At 41.7% G+C, this 14,852-nt stretch carries 13 protein-coding genes; 6 read left to right on the top strand and 7 right to left on the bottom strand.

The window, feature by feature from the left end:
• The first annotated feature begins 506 nt into the window (after nucleotides 1-506).
• Nucleotides 507-1,004, top strand: coding sequence for a peptide-methionine (S)-S-oxide reductase (locus I1A42_RS17750; RefSeq protein WP_196125630.1), 498 nt, complete (start codon nucleotides 507-509; stop codon nucleotides 1,002-1,004).
• Nucleotides 1,005-1,194: 190 nt separating this feature from the next.
• Nucleotides 1,195-1,659: a hypothetical protein gene (locus I1A42_RS17745; RefSeq protein ID WP_196124248.1), complete on the top strand. Its 465-nt coding sequence runs from the start codon at nucleotides 1,195-1,197 to the stop codon at nucleotides 1,657-1,659.
• Nucleotides 1,660-2,134: 475 nt separating this feature from the next.
• On the opposite strand, the gene I1A42_RS17740 is transcribed toward I1A42_RS17745, so the two are convergent.
• Nucleotides 2,135-3,433 carry a methyl-accepting chemotaxis protein gene (locus tag I1A42_RS17740; RefSeq protein WP_161158065.1) on the bottom strand — a complete coding sequence of 433 codons (1,299 nt, stop codon included), beginning with the start codon at nucleotides 3,431-3,433 and terminating at the stop codon, nucleotides 2,135-2,137.
• A 487-nt stretch (nucleotides 3,434-3,920) separates the two neighbouring features.
• Here I1A42_RS17740 and I1A42_RS17735 point away from each other — a divergent pair, with 487 nt between their 5' ends.
• Nucleotides 3,921-4,976 carry an extracellular catalytic domain type 2 short-chain-length polyhydroxyalkanoate depolymerase gene (locus tag I1A42_RS17735; protein WP_230389636.1) on the top strand — a complete coding sequence of 352 codons (1,056 nt, stop codon included), beginning with the start codon at nucleotides 3,921-3,923 and terminating at the stop codon, nucleotides 4,974-4,976.
• 57 nt (nucleotides 4,977-5,033) lie between these two features.
• Here the strand turns inward: I1A42_RS17735 and I1A42_RS17730 are convergent, their stop codons facing one another.
• Nucleotides 5,034-5,933 carry an EamA family transporter gene (locus I1A42_RS17730; RefSeq protein ID WP_196124247.1) on the bottom strand — a complete coding sequence of 300 codons (900 nt, stop codon included), beginning with the start codon at nucleotides 5,931-5,933 and terminating at the stop codon, nucleotides 5,034-5,036.
• 107 nt (nucleotides 5,934-6,040) lie between these two features.
• Here I1A42_RS17730 and I1A42_RS17725 point away from each other — a divergent pair, with 107 nt between their 5' ends.
• Nucleotides 6,041-7,417, top strand: coding sequence for an aminotransferase-like domain-containing protein (locus tag I1A42_RS17725; protein WP_196124246.1), 1,377 nt, complete (start codon nucleotides 6,041-6,043; stop codon nucleotides 7,415-7,417).
• A 50-nt stretch (nucleotides 7,418-7,467) separates the two neighbouring features.
• Here I1A42_RS17725 and I1A42_RS17720 read toward each other — a convergent pair whose 3' ends face one another.
• The 3 genes from I1A42_RS17720 to I1A42_RS17710 all read right to left on the bottom strand — a co-directional run bounded on the left by I1A42_RS17720 (nucleotide 7,468) and on the right by I1A42_RS17710 (nucleotide 9,843).
• Nucleotides 7,468-8,127 (bottom strand): SGNH/GDSL hydrolase family protein, encoded by a 660-nt coding sequence (locus I1A42_RS17720; RefSeq protein ID WP_196124245.1) that lies wholly within the window; start codon nucleotides 8,125-8,127, stop codon nucleotides 7,468-7,470.
• Nucleotides 8,128-8,236: 109 nt separating this feature from the next.
• Complete coding sequence (locus I1A42_RS17715) at nucleotides 8,237-8,764, bottom strand: helix-turn-helix domain-containing protein (protein WP_196124244.1); 528 nt, start codon at nucleotides 8,762-8,764, stop codon at nucleotides 8,237-8,239.
• A gap of 188 nt (nucleotides 8,765-8,952) precedes the next feature.
• Nucleotides 8,953-9,843 carry an ADP-ribosylglycohydrolase family protein gene (locus tag I1A42_RS17710; protein ID WP_196124243.1) on the bottom strand — a complete coding sequence of 297 codons (891 nt, stop codon included), beginning with the start codon at nucleotides 9,841-9,843 and terminating at the stop codon, nucleotides 8,953-8,955.
• A 117-nt stretch (nucleotides 9,844-9,960) separates the two neighbouring features.
• On the opposite strand from I1A42_RS17710, the gene I1A42_RS17705 reads away from it, so the two are divergent.
• Both I1A42_RS17705 and I1A42_RS17700 read left to right on the top strand, forming a co-directional pair.
• Nucleotides 9,961-10,836 carry an NAD(+)--dinitrogen-reductase ADP-D-ribosyltransferase gene (locus I1A42_RS17705; protein WP_230389634.1) on the top strand — a complete coding sequence of 292 codons (876 nt, stop codon included), beginning with the start codon at nucleotides 9,961-9,963 and terminating at the stop codon, nucleotides 10,834-10,836.
• Nucleotides 10,837-11,217: 381 nt separating this feature from the next.
• Entirely contained in the window at nucleotides 11,218-12,156 is a 939-nt protein-coding gene (locus I1A42_RS17700; RefSeq protein WP_196124242.1) for a sensor domain-containing diguanylate cyclase, read from the top strand.
• Nucleotides 12,157-12,199: 43 nt separating this feature from the next.
• Here I1A42_RS17700 and I1A42_RS17695 read toward each other — a convergent pair whose 3' ends face one another.
• Nucleotides 12,200-13,993, bottom strand: a complete 1,794-nt coding sequence (locus tag I1A42_RS17695; protein ID WP_196124241.1) for a M14 family zinc carboxypeptidase — start codon at nucleotides 13,991-13,993, stop codon at nucleotides 12,200-12,202.
• Nucleotides 13,990-14,847 (bottom strand): ABC transporter permease, encoded by an 858-nt coding sequence (locus I1A42_RS17690; protein ID WP_161158199.1) that lies wholly within the window; start codon nucleotides 14,845-14,847, stop codon nucleotides 13,990-13,992. The genes I1A42_RS17695 and I1A42_RS17690 overlap by 4 nt, the downstream gene beginning before the upstream one ends.
• Nucleotides 14,848-14,852: the final 5 nt, after the last annotated feature.

The following is a 14,852-nucleotide window of genomic DNA, read 5'->3' as shown; positions in this document are numbered from 1 at the left end:
GTGTTGTCGTATCAACACCACATAAAACGAGCGACAACATCCGCTGTTGAATACTTTTTGTATGCTATAACGCACAATCTAATTTCAATCTAACATGCTCATGAGTGGCTAAAATTTGTCCTAGCGCAATAAAATGCTGAATTATTCACCTCTGAGCCTAACGTTATAAGCGTGGGTATATACCCAAATGACCTCAAGATGCAGGATTCAGAGCTTCATCAACGAGCCTAGGTCAAGCTCAATCACGGCAGGAATGGTCATTCCCTTTTAACGTGATTGAGCGCAGAAATAGGTTTGTTGATGAGCCCCCAAAGGGCGAGTTTTATTCGCTCCTAGGCTGTGTTACTGATTTTTAACGTAGAATGACTATGTCTTCAAATCAGTGCCTTGCCTAAGAGCGAATACATTCTCGCTGAAACAGCATCTTGAGGTTACTTGGGTATATTATTAAGTTTTATCGCCAAGCCTGATATCCTCCAAATAAGAGTTAACAATGAATGAATATGATGGAAGAAATTGTCCTAGCCGGTGGCTGCCTATGGGGTGTGCAAGAATTTATTAAATATGTACCGGGAGTAATCAAAACAGAAGCTGGGCGAGCAAACGGGACGGCCAATACCACTCAAAGCCCCTATGATGGTTATGCTGAATGTGTACGGATTGAATTTGATTCTCAGATGGTAACTGTCGAACAACTGATTGACCACCTATTCGAAATCATCGATCCCTACAGCGTCAATCAACAAGGAGAAGATGTAGGCTTAAAATATCGCACGGGTATTTATAGTACAAACGATCAACATTTGCAGAGCGCTCAAAATTATATTGGTCTGCGTGACGATGCAGATAAGATCGCTATTGAAGTTTTACCATTAACTAACTTTGTGCCTAGTGATGATGAACATCAACACCACCTTACTCATCATCCAGAAGATCATTATCTGTGCCATATACCTTGGAAACTCCTCCATCGATATAAAATGCAACAGAGTGAACATGAATAATAACTCTATCGTCAAATCAGCCCTTTATGTAATAGAGGCTATATTCACTCTGAAGCTGAATTTTGCAGTGACTTATGCATATATCAGAAGAATTTTTATTGGCAATTTGACATAAATATATGTTATTTATTGTGTATTAGAACAATAATGTTGTATTCCTTATTAAGGATGTTGTAAAAGGAAGTTCATTGTGAGAAAAACGAGTGTATTTATAATCATTGCATCAACTATATTTTCGGTTTTTAATTTCGCACATTCATCTGAACTTAATAGCATATATATAAATAAATATTTGAATATAAATCAATATTTTTCAAGTAAGAACTATGCATATAATTTATCCTATCAAGCTAAAGGGAAATGGGATAAAGGTAAAGGGTTTACAGTCCGTATTGATAACAATGAACAACTGTTCATTGATAGCTGCCCAACACTGATAAAATCCTTTGAAAGTGGATACCAAACGTCAAATTTAGAGCAAAAAAACTCATATCGAACAATATACACTCAATGCAAGGCGATCAATGTAATCGTCAGTGACTCTGAGAATGCAAGAAAGTCGTACTTAAAAAGATTTCATTTAAACTTAAATAACATCAAAAACCTGCCTGCGGTGACTGCGTTTGTTATATCTAACGAGCAAGCTAAGCCCTAAGATAAAAATGAAGAAAGCCAGTATTCTGATTTCGTAAAAATAAAATCAATTTCTTTTCCTAGAAAAGGCGAAGCTAGAATCTTTAATATTAACGGTGCAGTACAAGACATATCGATTATCGCCAAAGCAGATTTCAATAAAGACAACATTGAAGATGTCTTATTATTAACCGCTAACTATAAACCCGATGGTTCTTATTCTGCATCCACACTATTTCTACTCACCAAACTAGCAGATAAAGCGATGTGGAACGTGTTAGCTATTTACCCAGAGATCAATCCATAATTTCGATCTAACCTATTGCATATTTCAACCGCTGTCGTACCTGCACCTTTGCTTAGCACTTGGTAGCACAACGAAAAAACCCGACTCCGATTGAATATCGAAATCAGGCCTTTCAAACCACGTCACAGACATCTGCAACGTTATGGGATCACGTCAAAGTACTAAGCCGTTACCATTCATAATGTCGGCTTTATTGACCCAAGTCTAAGCCTTCAATCGCTTGAGACACTTGGTCGGCTCCTTCGTGAATTTTATCCATTAACAATGAAACTTCTTCAATACGTTCATTGGTTTCGGATGACACACTCGACACACTTTGAATCGTTTCAACCACATCATTAGTTAACGTTAAGTTCTTTTGCACCACTCGGTTAATTTCATCTGTCGACGATGAAGTACGCGTTGCTAATTGCCGCACTTCATCTGCAACCACAGCGAATCCTCGTCCGTGCTCACCGGCACGTGCCGCTTCAATTGCCGCGTTCAGTGCCAATAAGTTAGTCTGCTCTGCGATCGACGTAATCGTTTTTACGATATTGGAGACATCTGCAGAAAGCGTCACTAACTGATTTAACTTTTCAATTGATGATTGAACATTGTCATTCATTTTGTCTGACAGCGTGACACATGTCCGTAAACCATGTTTGCCTTCTTCGGCCACTTTCGCGGTTTCAACCGATGTATCTTGAGCAATATGCGTTGCTTGACGTAAAGATTCACCTCGTTGAATATGACTTGTAATATCCACCGCAAATTTAATCACTCGGTAAACTTTGCCCTTCTCATCAAAAATTGGGCAATAAGTTGCTTCAAGCCACACCTCATTACCGTAACTGGATTTACGTTTAAAACGACCTGACTTCGATTTTCCCTGCCCTAAATCACGCCAAAAATTGGGGTTGTCCTGATAAAAGTCATCAAAACTAAACATTCGATGATGCTTGCCAACGACTTGTTCTCGCCGATAAGACATCGTCGTTAAGAAAATATCATTAACATACGTAACCGTCCCATCAGGCTCGAATTCAATCACGGCATACGTTTTATTTAATGCGGTAAAGATATCCATGGTGCGTTGATAAGAATTAAATTTTTCAGTGATGTCTGCACCAACTTTCATCACACGGGTCACTTTGCCATTTTCTGTAATTGGGAAGTAAGTAGCTTCCATGATCAAAGGTGAGCCATCTTTACGCACGCGGAAAAAATTACCCGATTTTTCTTTACCATTGGCTAGGTCTTGCCAGTGTTTCCTATAGTCGGGACTGTTTGTATACTCTGGCGTACAAAATATTTTATGGCTTTGACCGATCAATTCTTCTTTTCTATATCCAACAGCGGCTAAAAACAAATCATTAACTTCAATAATTGTACCGGTTGGATCAAACTCTATCATCGCGACAAATCGGCGCATTGATGCCAGCGCACTACTATCAATTTTTTCTACGCTATTAACCTGCGTTGTTTCAGTTTTCTTCTTTCTGAACATTCAGAAATCCTCACAAGACCACACTAATCTGCTGAGTATTTCTGTGATCCCCAAAGACGCAGAAATACTATGGCTTAATCGTTTCACCACAATAGATAAATGTAGCAGGAATTACGCAGGTAATAGGAAAATAGGCGCACTTTATATCCATTAATGCTAACCACATAGAGCTACCCTGTATGTAGGCTGGTTCATTGCGCGCCTATTATCCACCACCAAAAATACGTTTGGTTACATTTTTATGGGTTTCTTATCGACCATGCAAAGCAAGATGGTCATTCCCTTTCAACGTAATTGGGCGCAGAAATGGGCTTGTTGATGAGCTCCCAAAGGGCGAGTTGTATTCGCGTTACAGATTTTCTACTTAGAATAACTATGTATTTAAATCTGTGCCTTGCCTACGAGCGAATAAATTCTCGCTGAAACAGCATCTTGAGATTATTTGGGTATATACTCATTAACAAGTTACAAAATATGAGCCGCTAATATGGGAATCTTTTCGTCACTTAAAACGTCTGTTATAACGCTAATGACTTGGGCATGGATAAGTGCAACAGCACATGCTGCCGCCCCCGCACTTCCTTCAGTTGGAGCCAATATCAATGAGACATCAGTGTCTGGCTTATCCTCTGGCGGGTTTATGGCAAGTCAGCTCTATCTTTCACACTCATCAATTATGGCGGGAGTAGGGATTGTCGCTGGCGGCCCATACCTATGTGCTCAATCTTGGCCGATGCCCGGTTTAACTAATGCTGTTATGGCCTGTATGGCACCTCAACTTAAAGAGATGGGGCCTAATACATCAAAGCTTATTAGAGTGACAAAAGGTCTAGCTAGAGATGGGGATATTGATGACTTACAACGTCTTAAATCGGCTCATTTCTACTTTTTTAGTGGCAAAAATGATTCTACAGTGAATACCATTGTCGTGAATCAAGCGGTCGAATTGTATAAAGCACTTGGGGTATCGGAAAAACAAATCAACTACGATAAAACCGTTAATGCTGGGCACGCGTTTATTGTCAATAACAAGCAAGCCAATAAATGTAATACCAGCAAAGCGCCATTTATCAATGATTGTGGGTTTTCTCAGGCCGAACGCATACTCGCAACTATTTATCCAAACTTAGATAAAACGCCGCAAACGCCCCTTCCACAAGCCGTTCCATTTAACCAATCGGTATTCATCAAAGCAAAAAAGACGGGTATGGATGATACTGGGTATGTGTACATTCCACCGCAATGTAAAACGGGCACATCTTGCGCCGTGCATGTGGTATTTCATGGCTGCCAACAAGGCGCGACGGTTATTGGAGATAAATTTTATAACGGTACAGGGTACAACGCCTATGCCAACGCGAATAACATTATCATGCTGTATCCGCAGCTTCATGTATCACCAAGAGAAACCAGTGTTGAACCCTACAATCCCAAAGGGTGCTGGGATTTTTGGGGATATTCAGGTTCTGACTATTTTGATAAAAAAGCGCCCCAAATCAGCGCGGTTTATCGCATGATAGAAACCCTTGCAGCTCAACCTTAATAGACCAAAGTGATAAAGGCCAGCCTTAACATACGCGTGTGGCTGGCCTTTTTCATATTAAGATTCTGTCGACACAGATCGGCTCACTGAGACCGTATTACGGATTTTCCTTGGGTAGACGACAACAACAATACCAGCCAGAAATAGCGCACACGACACCCATTGCACTTGGGTTAAACGCTCATCATAAATGACATATCCGCCAATTAATCCAAATACAGTGGTCATTAGTGTTGTTGGGGCAATCAGCGCCATTGGGTACTTCAACGTCATTTTATTCCACACCCAGTAGCCGAATACTGTAGTGGGATAAGCTTGAAATAGCACCGAAAACCAAGCATGACTGTTCCAGTGGCTAAATGTTGTAACGATACCTTCAGTGCCATTCATCAACAGGCTCAACATCAACAACGGAATAGGCGCAAACACCATTCCCCAAATAGTAAAAGCAAATGGCGTCGTTGAACCAGATTGACGAATCACAATACTGGCTAGGGGCCAGCACAATGAAGCAATAAAAATGAAGATGAGTCCAACTGGCGTAATATTACCGTTGGTATAAGCAATAGAAACGGTTAACCCAACCATAGCAATGACCATACCGACTGCCATCTGCTTGGTGATTTTTTCTTTATAAATTAATGCGCCCACTAATACGCTGGTCAACACATCAAATTGCATCAATATTGAAGTGATACCCGCCGACAAACCGAAACTATTGGAACAGGCAGCCATTCCCCATACCCCCGTCCCGAATACTGTGCCGTAAGCAATAAAATATCGTTTAGGTACTTGAGTACGTTGAATAAAAAATACCAAAGGGAAAGCGGCAAAGAAAAAACGCAGCGCAGTAATAACAAATGGGTCAAACTCACTGGCACCCATTTTTATTGCGACAAAATTGACACCCCAAATCACCATGATGGTAATGATCAATAAAATATCTCGCCCCTGCATTGCTCACGTACTCCTGTAATTCTTATCCTATTGATGAGTATCTCTTGCTCTCCAAAATCAGTACAGATACAATTTTCTAAAATTAACCAGTACAATTTAAATCCACTATGCTTAAGTACAAACAGCTAGCAGCAAAAGTATCACACGATATTCAGCAGAACCGACTAAAAAACGGGGCTCGTATGTTGTCATTGCGCCAATTTGCTAAACAGCACAGCATTAGTGTTTCAACCGCAGTCAGTTGCTATGAGGAACTTGAAAAGCAAGGTTGGATAGCCGCACGCCCACAGGCTGGGTTTTACGTTACTCACTCATCAACGATTTTGCCATCCCCCCATTGGCCAAGCTTTAATACCGAAAGAACCACACCATCAAGGCCCATAAAAGAGACATCTATCCCGCAAGGAGCACTCGGGATGGCCTGCCTAGAATTGGATGAGCACACTCAACGCAGTCTTGATCGCAGTTTACGTAAAGCCATCCAGTTTCAAACAAGGCATTTTGCTCAATATCCAGCCCAACAAGGCGAACCGTACCTACGAGATGCACTCGCTGAGCATTTTCAAATCAATGGTTATGCATTGAACAGTAACGAACTGGTGATCACCCACGGTTGCATGGATGCCGTAAAAACGGCGCTAATGGTATGTACCAACAAGGGAGATACCATTGCCGTAAGCTCTCCCTGCTTCAATGGATTACTGGATTTAATTGCCCAACTCGATTTAAACCTCATCGAAATTCCTTCCCATGAAGATGGCATTGATCTCGATGCACTAGAAAAGCTATTACAAGACAATCAAATTCAAGCCGGACTCTTTTGTACGACTCACATGAACCCGCAAGGAATCACCCTTTCCTCACAACAAAAGCAACGTTTAGCGAATTTGGCTGCAACTTATCGTATTCCCGTGATTGAAGATGATGTGTATTTTGAATTAAGCCATTCGAACGAATTAAACTTGCCAGCCGCTTATTACGATACCAGTGGCTACGTGATTTGGTGTAGTTCTATCTCAAAAACGCTTTCCCCTAATTACCGGCTTGGCTGGTGTAAACCAGGAAAATACTTTGCCTCATTTTTGCAATACTACCAAGGTGTATCTGGTATTCTTCAATACGCTATTTCTGATCTCATTTGTTCAGGTCATTACGCAAAACACCTGAAACGAGCTCAATACACCCTTGCCCAGAATAAACGCGATTACAGCCTCTATTTGGCAACACATTTGCCCATGGGCAGTCGAATCACTCAACCTGATGGTGGCTTAGTACTTTGGATGCAAATTCCTCACCTTGACACAACACGATTTAAATTGGCCATACAACGCGAGAAAATTGATATCCGCACTGGCGATATTTTCACAGAGTCTCATCGCTATAGTGACTGTTTGCGGATCAATATTGGTTATCCACTCGATGGCCGTATAGAAAAACAACTCGATAAGTTAATGGCATTAATTCATCAGTGTTGTACTGGGTAAATCATTAGGTCATACCCAAATATGACCTTTCTCGGCCGATAAGAAATCCATTATTCGAAGATTTGTAATACTTTTTCCGCCATCGCTAATCCAAGCGTTTTGTTGCTTTCTTCGCTGAGATGAATGCCATCACAGCCATCCGTTTGAACAATAGAGCCTGCATCAAAGAACATCACTTTCATAAAATCTGCCATCATTTTGTAGTATTTAGGTAGCTGCAATGTTTTCTCATGACCACCTTCATACATCACCCCAAACCAAGGGTCTGGCATTGGCGTAAGTGGCGGCGGTGACACAACCAAGACTTTCGGTGCTGGATAGGCAGCACCGATCCCACCAGCGCTACCACGTGCCTGACTGACAAGCAGTGACATTCCCTCTGCAATTCGCTGCGGCGTTTGATTAAATGACGGTTTGGTGTCATTCGTACCCAGCATGATGATAACGAGATCGAGTGGTAAATGGCTGGCCAATGAAGTAGGAAAATAGTTCGCACCATTTACACGAGCATCCAGCGGATCATCAATATTAGTTGTGCGGGCATTGAGCCCTTCTTCTATCACATTAAACTGCGCGCCTAATGCCCGTGCCATTACACCTGTCCAGCGTTTATCGGGAGCATAACGTTGAGAAGGAACACTGTGTGGCTGAGGGATCCACCCCCAAGTTAATGAGTCACCAAAACAAAGGATATTTTTAATATTTTCCATAGCATGATTTCCATCTAGTCATATCTGGTTGTTCCATAACCGTATTATACCTAAAGGACAAGTTTATCTATTCACAAACACACAGACTTATTATTCCCTTTTATGAGAATTACACATCGAGATGTCCAAAATGCTGTAGTGCATTTTTAAGGTCCAAATAAACAGCGGATTTATCTTCTCCGCGGCAATACTCATCTCGATATACACTTGGGCTAACACCCACATATAAATGAAATTTACGGACAAAAAAACTCAAGTCGGGGAAACCCACTTGATCACATACTTGTGTCACTTGTAAGCTCGGATTGTTATCAAAAAGCTCCATGGATTTTGCTATACGGAACCGCATTAATACCTTTTTAAACGACATTCCTAAATAATATTTAAATAAATAGGACAAATGCGACTGACTAATACATGCACTGCTCGCGAGTGTAGGCATATCAATCGGGTTAGCATAACTCTTATAGATATAGTGAAGCGCCTTATTAAGAGCAGGATGGCTGTACCCTTTGTTCGATTTGGGTAACACAGCATATTTTTTCGCCAGCTCGTCAAACGAATTGGCTATTGATGAGTTTTCCGTTTTGGCAGCTGATGGATGTGTCGCATCAACTGCCTTTGTTTCTAAATTCATAATTCACCTTTCTATATCAGCCTTTTTATATAGAAAGTACCTAACATTATGATTATTTTACGTATCAGTTTGGTATGACTTTACTTCACGCACCAATATCATCTCCCAAATAACCTCAATAGCTCAGATGAAGAGTGTCATTAACGAGCACACATCAAGCTTGATTACAGAAAGAAGTCGCTATTTGCTCAGGCCGACAACTTGTCCGCCATTGCGACGATCTCATCATACATAACAAGGCATTGGCGCCATTGTTGAGGTATGTTGTCGAGTCCGTAATACGCACCCGCAATTTGTCCACATACCGCAGCTGTGGTATCTGCATCATCACCAAGATTTGCAGCGGCTAAAACGGCAGCAGCATAACTCTCCGTGTGATAAAAACACCACAGGGCAGCTTCCAAACAGTCAACCACATAACCGCTCCCTTTTATCTCATCGACACTTTTTCCCCGGTATTCTTGTTGCCCAATCGCAGCAACCTTAGATGTGATGGGCTGATACAAGGTGGTACTTAAAATCTGCTGTTTAGTTTTACCTAATAACGCTTGATTAAGCAGCGTGGCGTAATAGCAACACGCATCTAAGCACTCTTTGGCACCATGAGTTGTGCGTGAACTTTCTGCAGCATAGTGGATAAGATCTTTTATATCAGAATAATACAGTGCTATTGGTGCTAAACGCATCAGAGATCCATTGCCAGCCGCTAAAGGATGGGTTGAGCCGGAAAATGGATCTTGGGTATGCAAAAATTGATTCAATGCTTCTGACACGGTAACTCCAATATCAAAACATCGGCCATTACTACTCATATAACCTTCTTTCCACCAACGTAAATAGCGGTTCATCTGATCGTGGGCATTAAACTCATCACACTCTATTAATGAAGCGGCTAAACAGAGAGCCATCGAAGTATCGTCAGTCCATTGCCCTGCTTTGAGGCGAAATACACCGCCCCCTACCAAATCAACCATCGGGGTAAAACTGCCTCGAGCTTGAAATTCAACCGTTGTACCTAGTGCATCCCCAACCGCTAACCCAACTAAACATCCTCGATAATATTGTTGCCTTTCTGACATCAGTATCCTTTCCTTTTACTAAAAAGCGCTAATCTATGGGCTATATAGTCTATGACCTCGATATACAGGACTCGGAGCTTACCCATTTTTTAAACGATATGATGGAGTCACCTATTCATGAGTGAAACTGAATCATTTACCGCATCAACACACCCTGCCCGCCCAGTGGTTTCTCACTCACTTTGTCATACTCTACCTTCTTTTGCCGCTAGTTCATTAAATCGCTGTAATATACCTGCTAATATTTTAGGCAGCTGTACTTATCAGCACTATCCTGTGCCGCTAATTCTCGATTTTGTACACGATCTGCATAAAGATTTTTTCCGTCACTTAACCACCATCGACACCGCACAAGAACGTGCCGCGTATTTCCAATATTATATGCGCTCAGCCTTTTTACTCGGACAAAGTGAGCAAGCTGGATTTAGCGCCAAGAACCGGGGGATCAAACGTGATAAATCCGATTACTTACGCTTACTAAGAGGCTGGATGTTTGATGCCGACAGTATTGAAGCTGCCGTAATAAAGCGCTGGGTTGAATCTAGATTTGGCCTACTCACCCTAAACCATAAAGGAATGATTACACGAGTCTCTGACCAAAGTTATCAAATTTACTTAAAGGACTATGTACGCGGGTTATATAATAGCAATGCCCTAGAATCTCAGTTAGATCTCCTGTATTGCTATTGCCAATATGAACTTAAAACTCAATATTCACATTTACACCTAACTTTGTATCGGGGAATTTCCAATATTAATCATTTTTATCAAATTCCTGCTGGAGAAAAATTTGCAGGTGCTCTACTACTTAACAATATGAATTCATTTAGTGATAACCAATACCAAGCAGAAATTTTTGGGGACAAGGTGATTTGTTGCCAAGTCCCTACCAGTAAAATTTTATACTTCCCCAAGCTGATAGCAGGTTCATTGAATGGAGAAGACGAATATCTGGTATTAGGTGGCATGTACCTTTGTCAATCAGTCAAATAAAAATATCATATAATCAAATAGTTATTTTAATAGCAAACAGAGTGACATTATTAGTATCCAATAAATTCAATTTTTCAACATCATATTGGTATCAATTAAGTATCAGAAAATATCGATATTATACGTAATAATAAAAAACGTTAAATCAAAGAGTTATTTTTTTAAAAATGAAATCACCGCCATAATATACATATTTAATTAAAATTTAAATTATCCAAAAAAAAATAAGGTATTCGCTTTTTAAAAATTTAATTTACATAGTAGAATTTCCCCGTATACTTTATTTTTAACACGCGTATTTTAAAGTAATAATTATTATAGCTTTGCATACGAAATTATTATGAACATTGTTTGTTATTGTATTCATATTGGAATAAATATATGTCACAGGCATTCTCATCAGATCAATACTTTAGAATCCTTGATTCTTCACCTGATCACGTCTTCATCTTCAATTCTGAAGGAAAATATGTCGATGTGTTTGGTGGACATGAGAATGGGATAGGATTTGACTGCAAAGCATATGTTGGTCAATCATTGCATGATGTAATGCCAACAACTCTCGCTGATTTGTTTCTTAAAACAATTCAAACAGCCCTCTCTAGCCAAAAAACGCAACGAATTTCCTATCAATTTAACCAACAACAATTGCAAGATTTACCCTATTCATCATCATCACCAGAACTATGGATAGAAAGCATATTAAAGCCATTTACATTGGATTCTGGTGAACAGGTTGTTATTTGGAACGCTCGTAATATCACTGAAAAACACCACTTGGAACAAAAACTTCGGCAATTATCAGAGATCGATACTTTAACAGGAATCCTAAACCGAAGAGCATTTATGAATTGCCTTTCTGATAAGGTGGAGAGTTTCCAAATATTCGGTATGAATACCAGTTTTCTTATGCTCGATATCGATCGTTTTAAATTGGTCAACGACAACTTTGGCCATGTCATCGGCGACCAAGTCATTACTCATGTCACCAAAACATGTCAGGAAGAGCTTAGAAAGCATGATATCTTCGGCCGTATTGGTGGTGAAGAATTTGCCATCATTCTCCATGATGCCGACCAAGATCAAGCATACGAAATAGCGGAAAGATTACGAGAAGCGGTAGATAACAATGTCTGTATCCTTGATGAGAATACTCAAGTACATACCACCATTAGTGTTGGGATTACCCAATTTCAACCCACCGACACTGATAACAAATTCTTATTAACCCGTTCCGACAACGCAATGTACCAATCTAAAAAACAGGGACGCAATCAAGTCACTATTTATGACAATAGCATGCATGGTAATACAGATTAACTCATTGAATAAAAGGCGATATTAAGTATCGCCTTACTCATTTTTAACGATTAAAAAGTGTTTGGTAGACTTCATAAGCCGCTAATACAGTCGCCTGTTGCACGTTATGCCCTGCGATAAAATCGTCACCGTAAATGGTTTCATCCGGGTATTCAGTGATGAGTTGCAATGGATAATCAGCCTCTTCGACTGCGGAAATCAGACACGGATATCCGTTTATCATCCTAAATCCAGTTTCACCTGCATGAATTTGATACACATCGATCTGCGCCTGATTCATCGCCATGACTTCAGGATAGACATTAAGTTTTAAGGTCACTTGCTCGATAAATTGCTCAGCCAACCGCGCCCACTGAGGATCGTTGAGATGCCGTACCACCAAGAAAAAGCCTTTCGGGATTGTCCACATATCAAACCCAGTCGGCACGTAGCCAGATAATGGCCGCGTCCATTCATGACTTGGATAACCATGTAAGTTGATATGCAAATTCGCACCACTTAACTGTTTGGCTTGTTTGCGCATTCCTTTTTCATAAAGTGGTTCAACGGTGCGATATTCGAGGTCATCCCCCAAGGCGGTATAACGGGCGGCGTGATGCATATGCAAAGGATTATCTTGAATGTATTGCTGATGAAGCGCGTATCCATCAGGGTTACTCATTGGCACAACCACAAAGTGACTTTCCGCTTGCTGCTCAAGCACTTTCGCAGCCCGCAACGCTCCGACCACGCCAGTGGTTTCATTCGCATGCTGACCACCGCAAATCAGCACCGCTTGATCCTTGCCGCGTTTGTACTTAGCTTCCACTTGGCGTCCGGTTGGGGTGTCGACTGCTAACACTTCACCGACAACGGTGGCTAAGTGCTGCTGCACCATGGTCATGCTCATCGGCTTAGCCGCGACATCCAACGCAGACTCTTCATCAGTAACATCAACATCCACCAGCGAGTAATCGGCTAACGTCATCTCAAGGTGATAATCACTGTCAGGGGAAGCGGTGATCAGCGGCACGATCTGCCCCGGCTGGCTGTTTCTGGCTGTCAGTGCTTTGCCTTCTTTGAACTTAAACCACTCTTGGATAGAGAAGTAGAGATCTTCATGCAGCGCCTCTTTAAGGCTAATCACTTCGTGAGCATAACCGACCAACTCATCTTCTACTGGCACCTGCACTTTAAGTTGTAGCTGCTTAAAATAGGGCGACTGAATCGGCCATTCATAGCTCGTCACTGCATCGATCATTTGGCTAAAGCAGTGCTCAAAATCTGTTGCTAAGCGTTCATCACGCTCCAATTCATCGACATGGTTGTACGCTTTTACCCAACCCGTTGGCGTTAATACGCTATCTTGGGTGGCATTAACATAGGTATGATTGGGAACAAAGACACTGACATTCTCGCTAACCGTCGCCGGTTCAGCCCCATCCGCGGAGGTGCGATAAATCTCAAGCTCATAACAGTCGGCTTGCGTACCCGGAGTAAAGGCAAGTTTACTTGGGTCAATCAATCCCGCCAGTGGATAGGCTTCGAGTAAAAAGCGCTTATCTGATGCTGGCGCACAGATTGGATAACGAATCTCAACGCGCACCAGATCTTCTGATACTGCAAAGCGTTCATCCAAACAGAACTCTTCCAAAAAGTAATGCACCAGCGGTTTATACGCACTGCGTACTTTCGCTTCAATGCCAAATTCAGCCATAGCGCGCTCTGCTTCTTGGCGTGTAGCAAGGTCGGCAAACACCCACGCTTCCAGATTTTTCGGGCGATGCGCTTGTGCGCTGTACTGTTCAATCAGTTCTGCCAAGGTACTGGCAATGGTTGCTTTTAAGATGGGTTTCATCGTGACGTTCTCCCTGTTGGATCTAACAGGTCGCGTAACCAGTCACCCAATAAATTTAAACCTAATACTGTTAATAAAATCGCCAAACCTGGGAACACGCTCACCCACCATGCAGTTTGGATATACGTTCTACCATCGGCTAACATGCCGCCCCAACTTGGAGTAAGAGGGTCAACACCTAACCCAAGGAACGTTAAGCTACTTTCTAACAAAATGTTGTTGGCAACATTGAGGGTCATGAGCACGATAACTGGGCCAATTAAGTTCGGCAGCAAATGTTGAAAGAGGATTTTAAAGTGACTCACCCCAATGGCTTGTGCCGCTTGAATGTATTCACGATCTCGTAGCGACAGCACGGAACCGCGTACTAAACGCGCGTATTGCACCCATTGTGAAATAATCAGCAGGATGATCATGTTGGTTAACCCACCGCCAACGATGGCGATAAAGGTGATCGCGAGAAGAATAAACGGCATCGCCAACTGAATATCGGCAAACCGCATCACAATCACATCCCAAAAGCCGCGAAAATAGCCTGAAATAAGCCCCATCACCACACCAAACACCACCGCGCCCAATACGGAAATAAAGCCCACTTCTAATGAGACGGCACCACCAGAAATAACGCGAGCAAACACGTCGCGCCCTAGAGGATCGGTTCCCAACAGGTGCTCAGGATGGGAGAAAGGCGCAAGCAATCTCGCCATTAAATTGATTTTGTCTGCTGCCCCTTGGAAAATCACATCGGACAACAACACCATCACAATCATGCCGACGGTTAATAGCATGCCAAGGACAAACTCTAAGCAGAGATAACGAGATAATCGTGGTGAACGAAGAATATTAGTTGTCATCGTCA

It is taken from the genome of Vibrio nitrifigilis, from assembly GCF_015686695.1.
GTDB lineage: Bacteria > Pseudomonadota > Gammaproteobacteria > Enterobacterales > Vibrionaceae > Vibrio > Vibrio nitrifigilis.
Note: the sequence above shows the minus strand (reverse complement) of the source record. Positions and strands in the feature narration are given on the sequence as shown.

Coding starts and splice junctions, on each gene's coding strand:
- I1A42_RS17700 (WP_196124242.1), top strand. CDS start 11,218: ATGTCACAGGCATTCTCATCAGATCAATACTTTAGAATCCTTGATTCT.
- I1A42_RS17715 (WP_196124244.1), bottom strand. CDS start 8,764: ATGAATTTAGAAACAAAGGCAGTTGATGCGACACATCCATCAGCTGCC.
- I1A42_RS17690 (WP_161158199.1), bottom strand. CDS start 14,847: ATGACAACTAATATTCTTCGTTCACCACGATTATCTCGTTATCTCTGC.
- I1A42_RS17705 (WP_230389634.1), top strand. CDS start 9,961: ATGAGTGAAACTGAATCATTTACCGCATCAACACACCCTGCCCGCCCA.
- I1A42_RS17725 (WP_196124246.1), top strand. CDS start 6,041: ATGCTTAAGTACAAACAGCTAGCAGCAAAAGTATCACACGATATTCAG.
- I1A42_RS17730 (WP_196124247.1), bottom strand. CDS start 5,933: ATGCAGGGGCGAGATATTTTATTGATCATTACCATCATGGTGATTTGG.
- I1A42_RS17720 (WP_196124245.1), bottom strand. CDS start 8,127: ATGGAAAATATTAAAAATATCCTTTGTTTTGGTGACTCATTAACTTGG.
- I1A42_RS17750 (WP_196125630.1), top strand. CDS start 507: ATGGAAGAAATTGTCCTAGCCGGTGGCTGCCTATGGGGTGTGCAAGAA.
- I1A42_RS17735 (WP_230389636.1), top strand. CDS start 3,921: ATGGGAATCTTTTCGTCACTTAAAACGTCTGTTATAACGCTAATGACT.
- I1A42_RS17695 (WP_196124241.1), bottom strand. CDS start 13,993: ATGAAACCCATCTTAAAAGCAACCATTGCCAGTACCTTGGCAGAACTG.
- I1A42_RS17740 (WP_161158065.1), bottom strand. CDS start 3,433: ATGTTCAGAAAGAAGAAAACTGAAACAACGCAGGTTAATAGCGTAGAA.
- I1A42_RS17710 (WP_196124243.1), bottom strand. CDS start 9,843: ATGTCAGAAAGGCAACAATATTATCGAGGATGTTTAGTTGGGTTAGCG.